A 13,722-nucleotide genomic window follows, 5' to 3' on the forward strand; every position below is an offset into this window, starting at 1 on the left:
TGGGATGCCAAAAAGCGGCCTATCCCGGTTTTCCTAATCTCTATATGGGTCGGCAATACCCATTTTGCCAAGTATCTCCGTTTCCATTCCTTCCATGAGGGTGGCGTCTTGGTCACGCTCATGGTCAAAACCCAGCAAATGCAGCGTGCCATGAACCAGTAAATGGGTGGCATGATCTGGCAGCGATTTGCCCGCCTCGGCAGCCTCCCGCGCGCAAGTCTCATAGGATATTGCAACGTCGCCCAACTCGCATTCACCAAATGTGTCCGGCTCCGGCGCTTCAGGCATCGCCCCATCCTCCGCCGCACCCCGCTCGGCCGATGGCCAAGACAGCACGTTTGTGGCCTTGTCCTTTTGCCGAAAGTCAGCATTCAAAAGGGCAATGCGCTCATCATCGCACCCCAGCAGGCTGATCTCGCACTCCTCCGGATCAAGCGAAAGGTGCTCCAGCGCGGCGGCGCAGGCCCGCTCGGCAAGCGCCTCCAGATCAACCGCTTCCCACCGCTCGTCCTCGATGGTGACGAAAACGCTCATTCCCGCGCGGCCTGCCCTTTGGCAGCTTCGGCTCTTTCGCTGTCACGGTCATAAGCATCGATGATCGCCGCGACCAACGGATGGCGCACCACATCCTTGGAGGTGAAATAATTGAAGCTAATCTTTGGAATATTCTGCAAGAGCCGCTCGGCGTCCCGCAGACCCGACTGCACGCCCCGCGGCAGGTCCACCTGGCTGCGGTCGCCGGTGATCACCATGCGCGAACCTTCACCCAAACGGGTGAGGAACATCTTCATCTGCATCGTCGTTGCGTTCTGTGCCTCATCCAACACGACGAAGGCATTCGCCAGCGTCCGCCCGCGCATAAACGCCAGCGGCGCAATCTCGATCCGCTTTTCTTCGATCAGCTTGGCCGTCTGCTTGCCGGGCAGGAAATCGTTCAGCGCATCATAAAGCGGCTGCATATAGGGATCGACCTTGTCTTTCATATCGCCTGGCAGATAGCCGAGCTTTTCACCCGCCTCCACCGCAGGACGGGACAGGATAATCCGGTCAACCTTTCCGGCAATAAACATCGATACGCCAACCGCGACCGCCAGATAGGTCTTGCCCGTACCCGCAGGGCCGATCCCAAATGACAGCTCGTTTTCAAAGAGGTTCAGCACATAAGCCTTCTGCGCATCGGTGCGCGGCTCAACAAGCTTCCGCCGCGTCTTGATCTCGACCGGCCCGCCCTTGAACATCTCCATCTGATCGCCCGCTTCCGGCGCACTGCCGGTTTCGGAACTGCCCATCCGCAATTCGCGATCCAGATCGGAAGGCTCGATCGCGCGCCCAGCCTCCAGCCGCGTGTAGAGGGCGTTCAACACATCCCGCGCAGTGGCGCAGGCATCCGCTTCTCCGATCAGCGCCAGATGATTACCGCGCCGCAGAATCTGAAGCCCGAGTTTGTCCTCCAGCTTGGCCAGATTGCTGTCGTGCTCACCACACAGATCAATCAACAAGAAATTATCGGGAAACTCGAGCGTGGTTTCGTTGATGTCAGAACTCCGCGGGGGCAGGACACTGGTAGCCAAGCACGACTCCTTTACGACTATATATTGTGATGGTGGCAAGAAGATCGCCCCTGCGCAAGGGGGAGCATGCAATTGTAACAGACAGGTGTCCGTAACGGCGAAATCGCGCCAAAAACACAACAGGCGCCCCCAAAGGGGCGCCTGTTTCAAAGCAGCGGCGCGCAGCCGCGCGACTCAGAGCGTGTCGGGGATCGGTGATCCGTCTTTGAATGGGCCGGTCGCCGTGGTCGGCGCGGCAACGCCAGAGCAGACAGGGCGGCCGTCCGGTGTCAGGCGCTCACTCAGATAGCCCTCAAAGCCATCGTCGATGATCCAGTGGTCACACCCGTTCGGATCAACCCAAATGCCTGCCACCAAGGTCGAAAGGTGGTGCGCGTTGATGCCACGGTCCGTGGTTTTGTCCGTGCCAATGCCTTCCAGCGCGTTGTCCATTTCACAGGCAGATAGCACCGTGACAACACCGAGAAGACCCAAAATCTTGATCGTTTTCATGGTTATTCTCCTCAGCGCAGGCAATAGATTTCGACGCGGCGATTCTGCTGCATCCCTTCGGCGGTGCTGTTCGTGGCCCGCGGCATACGCTCGCCAAAGCCCTTCACCTCAACAACCTTACCACCGGCGGCCAGCGCCACCTCCGCCACTGCATTGGCGCGGTTGTCTGAAAGACGCATGTTATATTCATCCGAGGCACGGCTGTCCGTATGGCCATAGATCAGGAAGCCATACGCCTCCGCATCCTTGAAGAACTGGGTGAGACGATCACGGCCAGCGCGGTTAATCGCGTATCGGTCCGTGGCGAAAAGTTGGTCCGTCGGCACCACGCCGCAGATCTCGCTGCGATGGCAAACGGGCGATCCGTCGCGGTTGCGGTGCGGAGACATGAAGCCCTCGGCCCCGTCATCCATAACCCAATGCTCACATCCATCAGGGTCGATCCAGATCGTCGGTTCGTAAATCTCGTCAGCCGCAGCCGCGCCTGCTGTCATCATTATTGCCGCTGCCGCCCCCAAAAACGGCGCAAGCATTGCCCCTCGTCTCATTTCAGAACCTCCTAACAGAATCCGGTTCGCGCCATTATACCTGAGACGGAGCCGACTCCACTGCATTACCCCTTCTGATTGTTACCATTATTTTGCCTCAAAAAAAGCATAATTCAGTCGCGTTTACCGGCACATAGCGCGACAGTCCCACCGAGGCGAGCCAATTGTTGCCATTGCAAGGTCAATCAACGCAAGCGCGTCAGGCGCTCAGCACACCGCCAAGCGAGTTCGGTCCGCTCTCTTTTATCTGCACCCGTGCGATCTCACCAATCAGCGACTCGGGCGCGATGGCATGCACGGCATGCAAATATTCCGACTTGCCAACCAACTGCCCGTCAAGGCGGCCACGCTTCTCGAACAGCACCGAAACTTCGCGCCCGACCATGCTGTCTTGCAGCGCCTTTTGCTGACTGCTGATCTGCTCCTGCAACCGGTAGAGCCGCTCGGATGCCACATCTGGATCAACCATCTTATCGGTCTTTTCAGCCGCCGGCGTACCGGGGCGCGGCGAATATTTGAACGAAAACGCGGTCCCATATCCCGCTTCACGCAAGATGCTCATCGTATCTTCGAAATCAGCATCCGTCTCACCGGGGAAGCCGACAATGAAATCCCCCGAAAGGTGCAGATCCGGCCGCGCCTCCCTGATCCGCGCGATCAGCTTGAGATAGCTTTCAGCCGTATGCTTGCGGTTCATCGCTTTGAGGATGCGGTCCGAGCCGGACTGCACCGGCAAATGCAGGTAAGGCATCAGCTTGCCACAAGTGCCATGCGCCTCGACCAGCGCATCATCCATATCGTTGGGATGCGAGGTGGTGAACCGGATGCGCTCAAGGCCATCCATTTTGTCCAGCTCCCAGATCAACCCAGCCAGCCCCTTCTCATGCCCGTGATAGGCATTCACATTCTGGCCCAAGAGTGTGATCTCGCGCACGCCTGCTTCAACCAGCGCCCGCGCCTCGGAGAGCACCCGCTCGGCAGGGCGGCTCACTTCAGCGCCGCGCGTGTAAGGCACCACACAGAACGAGCAGAATTTGTCACACCCCTCCTGCACCGAAAGGAACGCCGTCGGGCCACGCTTGGACTTCGGGCGCTCCTTGAGCACCTCGAACTTGTCCTCTTCAGGGAAATCCGTATCCAGCGCCCGAGTTCCGCTACGAACAGCTTGCTCCATCTGCGGCAGGCGGTGGTAGCTCTGCGGGCCAACCACCAGATCAACCATCGGCTGGCGCTTGATAATCTCTTCGCCCTCGGCCTGCGCTACGCAGCCTGCCACACCGATCTTCAGGTCAGGGCGTGCTTCCTTCAATGGCTTGAACCGCCCAAGCTCCGAATACACCTTCTCTGCCGCCTTCTCACGAATGTGGCAGGTGTTGAGCAGAATCATATCGGCGTCTTCGGGGGTCTTAGTCTCGACATACCCCTGCCCGCCCAGCGCTTCCGCCATACGTTCGCTGTCGTATACATTCATCTGACAGCCATATGTCTTGATATAGAGCTTCTTTGGTTCGGCCATGATCCATGCTCCCATCGCGCGGGTTCGAGATTTCTGCGCTTCCTAACCGCTCGCCCCTTTGCTTGCAATGGAGCGTGATTTGGCCAAATGTCTGGGCAAGAGGAAGGCGGCCGATGCGTTTTGACAATCTAAAGAGTTTCTTGCGAGCCGAACCTGCCGCCTTGGCCAAGGGACCGGTCGCGCTCATCTTCATCGAAGACGAGGTCGAAATCGCCTCCACCCTCCGCCATCATATTGATTGCGGGTTCCGCAAGGTAATCGCATTCGCCCCGGCGCACATAGAGATACCCGACGAATTTGCCGACGAAGTCAGCACCGTTTCACTCGATTTCGGGCGCCAGAACGCCCTATTCGAGACGGTCAACAGCGTCATCGCCGCCGCCACTTCGGGTGTGTGGCTCTACTACTGCTATAACGCCGAATATCTTTTCTTCCCGTTCTGCGAACACCGCACCGTTGGCGAACTGGTGTCCTTCGTCACAGAGGAACGACGCGACGCCGTGATGACCTATGTAGTCGATCTCTATGCGGGTGATCTTCAGGCCCACCCCTCAGCAGTAGATCTGAAAAACGCGCATCTGGATCGCTCGGGCTATTACGCTCTCTCCCGCACCGACCGCTGGAACAACGCGCTCGAACGGCAAATGGATTTCTTTGGCGGCCTGCGTTGGCGGTTCGAGGAACATATCCCTGCCAACCGCCGCCGTATTGACAGGATCAGCCTGTTCCGCGCGCAAAACGGGCTGACCCTCAGACCGGATTTCACCCTCAGCGAGCCGGAGATGAACACCTATCAATGCCCGTGGCATAACAACACATCTGCCGCGATCTGCTCGTTCCGCACCGCCAAGGCGCTCAAGCGCAACCCTGGCTCGACCTACGATATATCGACTTTCACATGGTATAACTCTGTGCCCTTTACATGGCACTCACAGCAATTGCTTGATCTCGGTTTGATGGAACCCGGTCAGTGGTTCTGATCGTGTGCGGCGCGGCCTAGCGGCGGCGCAACCGGATCACCACGTCCACAGCAGCCACCTCGGCCCCTTCCGGCGCGCTCGGCAAGCGGGTGATCTCCAATTGCTCGCTTGGCGCATCGGTCAAGCGGGCATTGTCTTCCCAATAGAAATGCGGGTGGTTCGAAGTGTTCGTGTCGAAATAACTTTTCGATCCATCGACGGTGATTTCGCGCAGCAGCCCCGCGTCGCAAAAGGCGCGCAGCGTATTGTAAACCGTGGCGAGCGAAACTTTCTCATCGGCATCCGATGCCGCCTCGAAAAGGCTCTCTGCCGTGACGTGGCGGTCCTGACCATCGCCTACAAGCAGCTTGGCAAGCGACAAGCGCTGGCGCGTTGGCCGAAGCCCCGCCCCCGCAAGCCATTTTGTCCCGCGTTCACCGGCTGTCTGCGTCATCATCTCTGCCACGATCCGGATTCCTTTTCCTTCGCACCCCATTAATATGGGATTTTACCCCCATCTTTCAATTGAAAATCAGTCGCACCCCATAGCGCACCACACTTGCTCTCGCGCGCTACAGGGTGCTAGACGCAAAGGACCAGTAACGACAAATGGATGGACCAACCCGCATGGCCGATTACCCGAGCAGTTTCGATAAGGACGACCTTCTCAAATGCGCCCGAGGCGAGCTCTTCGGTCCCGGCAACGCGCAGCTTCCCGCCCCGCCGATGCTGATGATGGACCGGATCACCGAAATCAGCGGTGATGGCGGTGCGCATGGCAAGGGCCATGTCGTTGCCGAGTTCGATATCACACCGGACTTGTGGTTCTTTGACTGCCACTTCCCCGGCAACCCGATCATGCCTGGTTGCCTCGGGCTCGATGGCCTTTGGCAGCTCACGGGCTTCAACCTCGGCTGGCGCGGCTGGCTGGGGCGCGGCTATGCGCTCGGCGTGGGCGAAGTAAAGCTCACCGGCATGGTCCGCCCCGATCGTAAGATGCTGACCTATAAGGTCGATTTCACCAAAGCCGTACAAACCCGCCGCCTGACAATGGGCGTGGCCGACGGTATCGTCGAAGCCGATGGCGAAGTGATCTATCAGGTCAAGGATATGAAAGTGGCGCTCAGCGAAAGCTAAGCGCCTAGCCCTCCGGCAAATAGCAAATTACCGTAGCAAAAACGCGCCAGGCGTCCCGTACGGCTTCTAACCGCTTGCTCCCTCACCTCCCCTGTCATACACAAGATCGGGAATAAAAAGGGGAGCCACATATGCGCCGCGTCGTCGTGACTGGGTTGGGAATCGTATCGCCCATCGGGAACAATGCCGAAGAAGTCGAAGCCGCCCTCCGTGCAGGCCAATCGGGGATCGAAGCCAGCGACGTGATGGCCGAATACGGCTTCCGCAGCCAGATCGCCGGCACGCTGAAGATAGATGTCGCAGAGCATGTCGATAAACGCACCCTGCGCTTCATGGGGCCGGGTGCCGCTTATGCCCATATCGCGATGCAGCAAGCCATCGCTGATTCAGGCCTTGAGGAAAGTGACGTTATCAACCCGCGCACCGGCCTTGTGGCTGGTTCGGGCGGCCCGTCGACCTCCTCGATGTTCGCCGCGCACCAAACGGTGCTGAAATCCGGCTCGCCCAAGCGGATCGGGCCGTTCGCCGTGCCGAAATGCATGTCGTCCACGATCTCGGCCAACCTCTCCACCGCCTTCTCGATCAAGGGTATCAACTACTCGATCACCTCCGCCTGCTCCACCTCACTGCACTGCATCGGCAACGCCGCCGAACAGATCATGATGGGCAAGCAGGACGTGATGTTCGCCGGTGGCGGCGAGGAGCTGGACTGGACCCTTTCCTGCCTCTTTGATGCGATGGGTGCGATGTCCTCCAAATATAACGACACACCAACCAAAGCCTCCCGCGCCTTCGACGCAGGGCGCGACGGGTTCGTGATCGCAGGCGGCGGCGGCATCGTTGTGCTCGAAGAGCTTGAACACGCCCGCGCGCGCGGCGCAAAAATCTATGCCGAGGTGACGGGATTTGCCGCCACCTCCGATGGTCACGATATGGTCGCCCCCTCGGGCGAAGGCGGCGAGCGCGCCATGCGCCTCGCGCTGCAAACCATCCCCGAAGGCCGCAGCGTCAGCTATATCAACGCCCACGGCACCTCCACGCCGGTTGGCGATGTGGGCGAGGTCGAAGCGGTCCGTCGTGTCTTTGGCGACGGCAGCACCCCGCCGATCAGCTCGACCAAATCGATGACCGGCCACAGCCAAGGCGCGACCGGCGCACAGGAAGCCATCTACTGCCTCCTGATGCTCAAGGGTGACTTTATCGCCCCTTCGATCAACGTCGAGACCCTCGACCCCGCCCTGAAGCCCGCCGAAATTGCCACGACCCTCGTGGAGAAAGCAGGCCTCGATACGGTCATGACCAATAGTTTCGGCTTTGGTGGCACGAATGGTTCGATGCTGCTTTCAGCCTTCCGAGATTGATAACAGCAGGACATTCAAGATGACCATTTCAATGCAAGGGAAACGCGGCCTGATGATGGGGGTCGCGAATGATCGCTCGATCGCATGGGGTATCGCCCAAGCCATGCACAACGCAGGCGCGGAACTGGCCTTCACCTATCAAGGCGAGGCTTTCGGCAAGCGCGTCGAGCCGCTCGCGGCATCGGTTGGCAGCGATATTCTCGTTGATGCCGATGTGATGGACGACGCCTCCCTAGACCGCGCTTTTGCCGCCCTGAAAGAGCGCTGGGGCACGATTGATTTCCTCGTCCACGCCATCGCCTATTCCGATAAATCGGAGCTGACAGGCCGTTTCATCAACACCAGCCGCGAGAACTTCCGCAATTCGCTGACGATCTCCTGCTATTCCTTCATCGACGTGGCCCGCCGCGCCTCGGAACTGATGCCCGATGGCGGCACGCTTCTGACCATGACCTATCAAGGCTCCAACCGCGTCACCCCGTTCTATAATGTCATGGGCGTCGCCAAGGCCGCGCTTGAAAGCTCGGTCCGCTACCTTGCCAACGATCTCGGTCCGCAAGGTATCCGCGTCAACGCGATCTCCCCCGGCCCGATGAAGACATTGGCCGGAGCCGCCATCGGCGGCGCACGCAAGACCTACAAACACACCGATCAGAATGCGCCGCTGCGCTCCAACGCGACGCTGGAGGCCATCGGCGGCACCGCCGTCTATCTGGCGTCAGATGCCGGTGCCTGCACCAGCGGCGAGATCATCACCGTCGATGGCGGTTATCATGTGCTCGGAATGCCCCAGTCCGAAAACCTCTGATCGCCATCCTCTGAATCAAAACGGCCCGCTGTCTCCAGCGGGCCGTTTCGTTTGCTAAGGTGCAAAAATCAAGCGGCGTTGATACCGACGATCTCGATGGCAAAGATGAGATCCTTGCCCGAGAGCGGGTGGTTGGCATCGAGCACAACCTCTTCTTCATTGGCAGACACAACAACAACCGGCACAACCTGCCCCGATGGCGCCTGCATCTGCAATTGTGTGCCCGGCTCTACCGGAATGTTCTCGGGGATCTGTCCGCGCGGGATGGATTGCATCGCGCTCGGGTCGCTTTCGCCATAGGCTTCCACGCAGGGGACTTGTACCGTTTTCTTTTCGCCCATCTCCATACCGGGGAGCGCCTTGTCGAGGCCCGGAATGATCTGGCCGGAGCCGACCACGAACTCCAGCGGGTCGCGCCCTTCAGAGCTGTCGAAGGTTTCGCCAGTGGTAAGAGTTCCGGTGTAATGAATGCGCACGGTGTCGCCCGCTTTGACCTGGGTCATATATAAATCCGTTATTTGGGGGGGTGAATTGCGGAGGCCGCGTCTTGCAGGTTCTCCGATGGATGGCGCAAACCTAGTCATGATCGTCACGGAATGCAAACAAGGCCCCTTTTCGCCCGGATATGATCGTGACAAATTCCTCCCAACTCCCGAAAGGATGCCCCGTGCCGATCATCACTTGTATTTTCGATGCCTATGGAACGCTCTTCGACGTGGCCGCTGCCGCCCGCAACGCCGCCGCTGAGCCGGATTTCACAGCCCTTGCGGATCATTGGCCCGCCGTCGCGCGGGATTGGCGGCTCAAACAGCTTCAATACACATGGCTCCGCGCCACCGCCGACCGCCACGCCAATTTCGAGCAAGTCACCGCAGACGGGCTGGATTGGGCGCTCGAGAACAACAGCCTCGACGGTGATCCCCTGCTGCGCGAACGCCTGCTCGCCCTCTATTGGGAGCTGGACGCCTATCCCGAGGTGCCAGAGGTGCTCGCCACCCTTACCGAGCGCGGCCTCACCTGCGCGATCCTCTCCAACGGTACGCCCGACATGATCGCCGCCGCTGCCCACAGCGCGGGGATCGATGGTTTCCTTGCCGCCCAATTGTCTGTCGAGAGCGTCGGCGTCTACAAACCCCACGCCCGCGTCTACGAATTGGTCGAAACGCAGTTCGGCTGCGCCCGTGACGAGGTGCTATTCGTATCGTCCAACGGATGGGACGCCGCCGGTGCCGCAGGATTCGGCTTTCAAACCGCATGGATCAACCGTGCAGACGAGCCGCAAGACCGCCTCTACGCCGCTCCACACCACACTTTCGCGAGCCTCACCCCGCTGTTGGAGCTCGTCTGATGCCTTTCTTCACTGCCTCCGACGGCACCGAGCTTTATTACGAGGACACCGGCAAAGGCCCCACCGTTCTGGCGCTCTCCGGCCTCACCCGTAACCTGCGCGATTTCGATTTCGTTGCGCCGCGCCTCTCGCGTCTGCGCCTGATCCGCATGGATTACCGTGGGCGCGGCAAATCCGGCTGGTCCGATCCCGCGCTCTATTCCATCCCGCAGGAGGCCGCTGATGCCTTGGCGCTGCTCGATCACCTTTCCCTGCCCCGCGCCGCGATCCTCGGCACCTCTCGCGGCGGCTTGATCGGCCTCTTCATCGGTGCAACCCAACCCGCGCGGCTTACAGGGCTTGCGCTGAATGATATCGGCCCCGAGCTGACCGCCGCAGGCCTTGCCGATATCGCCGCCTATATCGGCAAACGCCCCGCCGCCTCCACTCTCGACGCCGCGGCCCGCGCGCTCCCGAAATCGCTACACGGCTTTGCCAATGTCCCGCATGAGCGCTGGCTGGAAATGGCAGGCCAGCTCTACGCGCAAAGCGATGACGGCCTTACCCTCCGCTACGATCCCGCCCTCGCGGACGCCTTCCGCGCAGCCTATGACCCCGCAACACCCCCGCCCGATGCGTGGCCCCTGTTCCACGCGCTGCCGGATATCCCGCTCGCCCTGATCCGTGGCGCCAACTCGCCGCTTCTCAGCCGCGATACCGCCGCAGCCATGCAAGCGGCCCGCCCCGATATGCTCTTTGCCGACGTGCCCGATCGCGGCCATGTCCCCTTTCTCGATGAACCCGAAGCCCTCGCCACGCTTTCCCAATGGAGCCAGCGCCTCTCATGAATATCGACCGCATCCGCGCCGCCGCCGAGCGGCTCAACGGCCATGTCCGTACCACGCCCCTCCTGCATAACGAAGCGCTCGACGCCATCGCCGGTCGCCGCGTCTGGGTGAAGGCCGAATGCCTCCAACACACCGGATCGTTCAAGTTCCGTGGCGGCTGGTCGGCTGTCTCCGCTCTGTCCAGTGAGGTCCGCAAACGCGGCGTCATCGCCTTCTCCAGCGGCAATCACGCCCAAGGCGTCGCCCGCGCTGCCCGCGCCCACGGCGCGCCTTGCGTCATCATCATGCCAGCCGACGCCCCCGCCGTTAAAATCGCCAACACCCGCGCACTCGGCGCCGAAGTCGTCCTCTACGACCGCGCGACCGAGGACCGCGACGCCATCGGCGCAAGCCTGTCGGCCGAGCGCGGCCTGACGCTTGTCAAACCCTTCGACGAACCTGAGGTCATCGCAGGCCAAGGCACCTGCGGCCTCGAAATCGCCACCCAAGCCGCTGCCCAAGGCATCACCAAGGCCGATGTTCTTATCTGCTGTGGTGGCGGCGGCCTGACCTCCGGCATCGCGCTGGCACTGGAGGCCGACGCCCCCGCCCTCACCGCCCGCCCCGTCGAGCCGGAGGGCTTTGATGATGTCACCCGCTCGCTCGCCTCCGGTCAGCGCCAGCGCAACGCGGCAATGACCGGCTCCATCTGCGATGCCATCGTCACCCCCACCCCCGGTGAGCTGACCTTCCCGATCATGCAACGACTCTGCGGCGCGGGCCTCGTCGTGACCGAAACAGAGGTCAAAGCCGCCATACGCGCCGCTTTCGACCACCTCCGCATCGTCGTCGAACCAGGTGGCGCCGTGGCCCTCGCCGCAGCGCTCTTCCACCCGAATGAGATCACGGGCGAGGACGTGATCGTCGTCACCACCGGCGGCAATGTCGATGCCGCATTCTTCGCCAACGTGCTGACCGAATCAGCCTGACCGCGCGAAAGGATCCCCATGCAGGAACAGATGATCACCCGCGATGGCGTCACTCTCTACGCGCGGCTCGACGGGATGGAAGACCCCCACGCCCCGACCATCGTTTTCGCCAATTCCCTCGGCACCGATCACACGCTTTGGGATCCGATCCTGCCACACTTGCCAGCGGGCCTCAGGATCATCCGCATGGATAAACGCGGCCACGGACGCTCCGACGTACCAGAAGGGCCGTATACAATGGGCGCTCTGGTCAGCGATGCCGAGGCCGTCTGCACTGCCTTCGAGGTCAAGGATGCCATGTTCGTCGGCCTCTCGGTCGGTGGCCTGATCGCACAAGGGCTGGCGGTGAAGCGCATGGATATGATCCGCGCCTTGGTCCTCTCCAACACCGCCGCCAAGATCGGCAACCCGAAACTTTGGCAAGACCGGATCGACACCGTCCGTTCCAAAGGGCTGGAGGCAATGGCCGATGGCATCATGCAACGCTGGTTCGGCAAAGCCTTCCGCGAAAGCCCCGCCACCGCCCCGTGGCGCGACCTGCTGATCCGCACGCCCGTGGAGGGCTATGCCGGTGTCTGCGCCGCCATATCCGGCACTGATTTCTACACCCCGACCTCCGGCCTGCGCCTGCCCACGCTGGGCATCGCGGGCAGTCATGACGGCGCGACGCCGCCCGATCTGGTGCGCGAAACCATTGACCTGATCCCCGGATCACGCTTCGAGCTGATGCGCCGCTCGGGTCATCTGCCCTGCGTCGAAGAGCCGGAAGCCTATGCCAACCTCCTCACCACCTTCATGAACGACATTGGCCACCTCTAGCCTGACGCAACGGCGCAGCTTGCATTACCTGAGGAAGCCGCTAGAGCCGGGGCGTCTATAGTTGAGTTCCGGTCATGCGCCTCCCAGTCTTGTTCATCCTGATTACGATTGTGATCGATTCAATGGGGATCGGGCTGATCATGCCCGTCATGCCCGACCTGATCCGCGAACTGCATGGCGGCTCGCTTGGTAACGCCGCAATCTGGGGCGGCATCCTGACCACCGCGTTCGCCGTGATGCAGTTCCTCTTCGGGCCAACGGTCGGAAACCTGTCTGACTGGTACGGCCGCAGGCCGATCCTGCTTGTCACACTGGTTGTCATGGCCGCTGATTACATGGTGATGGCCGTCGCTGGCACCATTTGGCTCTTGTTCATCGGGCGCATCGTGGCGGGCATCACTGCTGCCACCCACTCCGCTGCCTCCGCCTATATGGCCGATATTTCAAAGCCCGACGAGAAGGCTGCCAATTTCGGCCTGATCGGCGCGGCCTTTGGCGTGGGTTTCGTGCTCGGGCCAATGATCGGCGGCCTTTTGGGCACATTCGGCACCCGTGCGCCGTTCTATGCCGCTGCGGCGCTGGCGATCCTTAACGCGGGCTTTGGCTATTTCGTTCTGCCGGAAACGGTGACAGATCGTATTCGCCGCCCTTTCGAATGGCGCCGCGCGAACCCGCTCGGCGCATTCAGGTACGTCGGATCACTCCCCGGTTTCGCGCCACTCCTTGTTATGCTCTTTCTGGCAGGCATCGCCTTCTTCGTTTATCCGGCAGTCTGGGCCTTCTACGGGCAGGAGCGCTTCGGCTGGGGTCCGGGCCTCATCGGCCTTTCGCTTGGCGCCTATGGCATCGGCACCATCTTTGCCCAAGGCCTGCTGATCCGCCCCGTGTTGAAGCGCTTTGGCGAATATCGCACTGTGCTGATCGGCCTCACGATCGACATTATCGCGTTTGTCTCATTCGCCTTTGTGACCAACGGCTATGTGGCGCTGGCCCTCGCGATCTTTGCCTCAATGGGGTCCATCATGGGTCCGGCCCTGCAAGCGATCCTGTCCCGCGCGGCGGATGACAATCAACAAGGCGAGCTACAAGGCACAATGGCCGCGATCAACGCGCTCGCGTCAATCGTCGCGCCGCTGATGATGACCGGCATCTTCGCCTATTTCACTGCGGCTGGCGCAAGGATCTACCTGCCCGGAGCGCCGTTCCTGCTCTCAGCCGCGCTGGTGATCGGCGGGTTGTTTCTCTTCACGGCGTCCTCCACCGCGCGCAAAGTATCATAAATTTCCGACGCCCGCGTCGCTTTCAGGATTGATCCCCGCACCGCACCGTCGCAGGCTCGCGCGGAATGCAAGGGCCACGCCTCTTGGT

General features: G+C 61.0%; 16 protein-coding genes. 9 read left to right on the forward strand and 7 right to left on the reverse strand.

The window, feature by feature from the left end; all coding sequences use genetic code 11:
• Positions 1 to 33: 33 nt before the first annotated feature.
• The 5 genes from ybeY to miaB form a co-directional block, all read right to left on the reverse strand.
• On the reverse strand, positions 34 to 534 hold the full coding sequence (gene ybeY, locus AB1E42_RS11385; RefSeq protein ID WP_368344363.1) for an rRNA maturation RNase YbeY: 501 nt from the start codon (positions 532 to 534) through the stop codon (positions 34 to 36).
• Positions 531 to 1,571, reverse strand: a complete 1,041-nt coding sequence (locus AB1E42_RS11390; protein WP_368344364.1) for a PhoH family protein — start codon at positions 1,569 to 1,571, stop codon at positions 531 to 533. Before AB1E42_RS11390 ends, ybeY begins: the two co-directional genes overlap by 4 nt.
• A 174-nt stretch (positions 1,572 to 1,745) precedes the next feature.
• A complete protein-coding gene (locus AB1E42_RS11395; RefSeq protein ID WP_368344365.1) occupies positions 1,746 to 2,063 on the reverse strand; it encodes a hypothetical protein in 318 nt (105 codons plus the stop codon).
• Positions 2,064 to 2,074: 11 nt separating this feature from the next.
• Positions 2,075 to 2,560, reverse strand: a complete 486-nt coding sequence (locus AB1E42_RS11400; RefSeq protein ID WP_368346419.1) for an OmpA family protein — start codon at positions 2,558 to 2,560, stop codon at positions 2,075 to 2,077.
• Positions 2,561 to 2,810: 250 nt separating this feature from the next.
• Positions 2,811 to 4,127 carry a tRNA (N6-isopentenyl adenosine(37)-C2)-methylthiotransferase MiaB gene (gene miaB / locus AB1E42_RS11405; RefSeq protein ID WP_368344366.1) on the reverse strand — a complete coding sequence of 439 codons (1,317 nt, stop codon included), beginning with the start codon at positions 4,125 to 4,127 and terminating at the stop codon, positions 2,811 to 2,813.
• Between the two features lie 113 nt (positions 4,128 to 4,240).
• On the opposite strand from miaB, the gene AB1E42_RS11410 reads away from it, so the two are divergent.
• Positions 4,241 to 5,107 (forward strand): hypothetical protein, encoded by an 867-nt coding sequence (locus AB1E42_RS11410; RefSeq protein WP_368344367.1) that lies wholly within the window; start codon positions 4,241 to 4,243, stop codon positions 5,105 to 5,107.
• Positions 5,108 to 5,123: 16 nt separating this feature from the next.
• Here AB1E42_RS11410 and irrA read toward each other — a convergent pair whose 3' ends face one another.
• The gene (irrA, locus tag AB1E42_RS11415; RefSeq protein ID WP_368346420.1) at positions 5,124 to 5,540 is read right to left on the reverse strand and encodes an iron response transcriptional regulator IrrA; all 417 of its coding nucleotides are present in this window, start codon (positions 5,538 to 5,540) and stop codon (positions 5,124 to 5,126) included.
• 173 nt (positions 5,541 to 5,713) lie between these two features.
• Here irrA and fabA point away from each other — a divergent pair, with 173 nt between their 5' ends.
• The 3 genes from fabA to AB1E42_RS11430 all read left to right on the forward strand — a co-directional run bounded on the left by fabA (position 5,714) and on the right by AB1E42_RS11430 (position 8,392).
• Positions 5,714 to 6,223 carry a bifunctional 3-hydroxydecanoyl-ACP dehydratase/trans-2-decenoyl-ACP isomerase gene (gene fabA / locus AB1E42_RS11420; protein ID WP_368346421.1) on the forward strand — a complete coding sequence of 170 codons (510 nt, stop codon included), beginning with the start codon at positions 5,714 to 5,716 and terminating at the stop codon, positions 6,221 to 6,223.
• Positions 6,224 to 6,354: 131 nt separating this feature from the next.
• Complete coding sequence (fabB, locus tag AB1E42_RS11425; protein ID WP_368344368.1) at positions 6,355 to 7,584, forward strand: beta-ketoacyl-ACP synthase I; 1,230 nt, start codon at positions 6,355 to 6,357, stop codon at positions 7,582 to 7,584.
• 19 nt (positions 7,585 to 7,603) lie between these two features.
• Positions 7,604 to 8,392, forward strand: a complete 789-nt coding sequence (locus tag AB1E42_RS11430) for an enoyl-ACP reductase (RefSeq protein WP_368344369.1) — start codon at positions 7,604 to 7,606, stop codon at positions 8,390 to 8,392.
• A 68-nt stretch (positions 8,393 to 8,460) separates the two neighbouring features.
• On the opposite strand, the gene AB1E42_RS11435 is transcribed toward AB1E42_RS11430, so the two are convergent.
• A complete protein-coding gene (locus AB1E42_RS11435; protein WP_368344370.1) occupies positions 8,461 to 8,895 on the reverse strand; it encodes a peptidylprolyl isomerase in 435 nt (144 codons plus the stop codon).
• A 164-nt stretch (positions 8,896 to 9,059) separates the two neighbouring features.
• On the opposite strand from AB1E42_RS11435, the gene AB1E42_RS11440 reads away from it, so the two are divergent.
• From AB1E42_RS11440 to AB1E42_RS11460, 5 genes are all read left to right on the forward strand, one after another.
• Positions 9,060 to 9,740, forward strand: coding sequence for a haloacid dehalogenase type II (locus AB1E42_RS11440; protein WP_368346422.1), 681 nt, complete (start codon positions 9,060 to 9,062; stop codon positions 9,738 to 9,740).
• Complete coding sequence (locus AB1E42_RS11445) at positions 9,740 to 10,567, forward strand: alpha/beta fold hydrolase (RefSeq protein ID WP_368344371.1); 828 nt, start codon at positions 9,740 to 9,742, stop codon at positions 10,565 to 10,567. The genes AB1E42_RS11440 and AB1E42_RS11445 overlap by 1 nt, the downstream gene beginning before the upstream one ends.
• Positions 10,564 to 11,535, forward strand: a complete 972-nt coding sequence (locus tag AB1E42_RS11450) for a threonine/serine dehydratase (protein WP_368344372.1) — start codon at positions 10,564 to 10,566, stop codon at positions 11,533 to 11,535. The genes AB1E42_RS11445 and AB1E42_RS11450 overlap by 4 nt, the downstream gene beginning before the upstream one ends.
• Positions 11,536 to 11,553: 18 nt before the next feature.
• Positions 11,554 to 12,354, forward strand: a complete 801-nt coding sequence (gene pcaD / locus AB1E42_RS11455; protein WP_368344373.1) for a 3-oxoadipate enol-lactonase — start codon at positions 11,554 to 11,556, stop codon at positions 12,352 to 12,354.
• Between the two features lie 74 nt (positions 12,355 to 12,428).
• Positions 12,429 to 13,634 (forward strand): TCR/Tet family MFS transporter, encoded by a 1,206-nt coding sequence (locus AB1E42_RS11460; protein ID WP_368344374.1) that lies wholly within the window; start codon positions 12,429 to 12,431, stop codon positions 13,632 to 13,634.
• Positions 13,635 to 13,722: the final 88 nt, after the last annotated feature.

The sequence above is a fragment of the Pelagovum sp. HNIBRBA483 genome (genome assembly GCF_040931995.1).
In the GTDB taxonomy this organism is placed as follows: Bacteria; Pseudomonadota; Alphaproteobacteria; order Rhodobacterales; family Rhodobacteraceae; genus JAEPMR01.

Excerpts from the sequence above, each read along its gene's own strand:
- AB1E42_RS11430 (WP_368344369.1), top strand. The coding sequence starts at position 7,604 with ATGACCATTTCAATGCAAGGGAAACGCGGCCTGATGATGGGGGTCGCG.
- AB1E42_RS11400 (WP_368346419.1), bottom strand. The coding sequence starts at position 2,560 with ATGATGACAGCAGGCGCGGCTGCGGCTGACGAGATTTACGAACCGACG.
- irrA (WP_368346420.1), bottom strand. The coding sequence starts at position 5,540 with ATGACGCAGACAGCCGGTGAACGCGGGACAAAATGGCTTGCGGGGGCG.
- AB1E42_RS11450 (WP_368344372.1), top strand. The coding sequence starts at position 10,564 with ATGAATATCGACCGCATCCGCGCCGCCGCCGAGCGGCTCAACGGCCAT.
- AB1E42_RS11410 (WP_368344367.1), top strand. The coding sequence starts at position 4,241 with ATGCGTTTTGACAATCTAAAGAGTTTCTTGCGAGCCGAACCTGCCGCC.
- pcaD (WP_368344373.1), top strand. The coding sequence starts at position 11,554 with ATGCAGGAACAGATGATCACCCGCGATGGCGTCACTCTCTACGCGCGG.
- AB1E42_RS11445 (WP_368344371.1), top strand. The coding sequence starts at position 9,740 with ATGCCTTTCTTCACTGCCTCCGACGGCACCGAGCTTTATTACGAGGAC.
- fabA (WP_368346421.1), top strand. The coding sequence starts at position 5,714 with ATGGCCGATTACCCGAGCAGTTTCGATAAGGACGACCTTCTCAAATGC.
- miaB (WP_368344366.1), bottom strand. The coding sequence starts at position 4,127 with ATGGCCGAACCAAAGAAGCTCTATATCAAGACATATGGCTGTCAGATG.
- ybeY (WP_368344363.1), bottom strand. The coding sequence starts at position 534 with ATGAGCGTTTTCGTCACCATCGAGGACGAGCGGTGGGAAGCGGTTGAT.
- AB1E42_RS11460 (WP_368344374.1), top strand. The coding sequence starts at position 12,429 with ATGCGCCTCCCAGTCTTGTTCATCCTGATTACGATTGTGATCGATTCA.
- AB1E42_RS11395 (WP_368344365.1), bottom strand. The coding sequence starts at position 2,063 with ATGAAAACGATCAAGATTTTGGGTCTTCTCGGTGTTGTCACGGTGCTA.
- fabB (WP_368344368.1), top strand. The coding sequence starts at position 6,355 with ATGCGCCGCGTCGTCGTGACTGGGTTGGGAATCGTATCGCCCATCGGG.
- AB1E42_RS11435 (WP_368344370.1), bottom strand. The coding sequence starts at position 8,895 with ATGACCCAGGTCAAAGCGGGCGACACCGTGCGCATTCATTACACCGGA.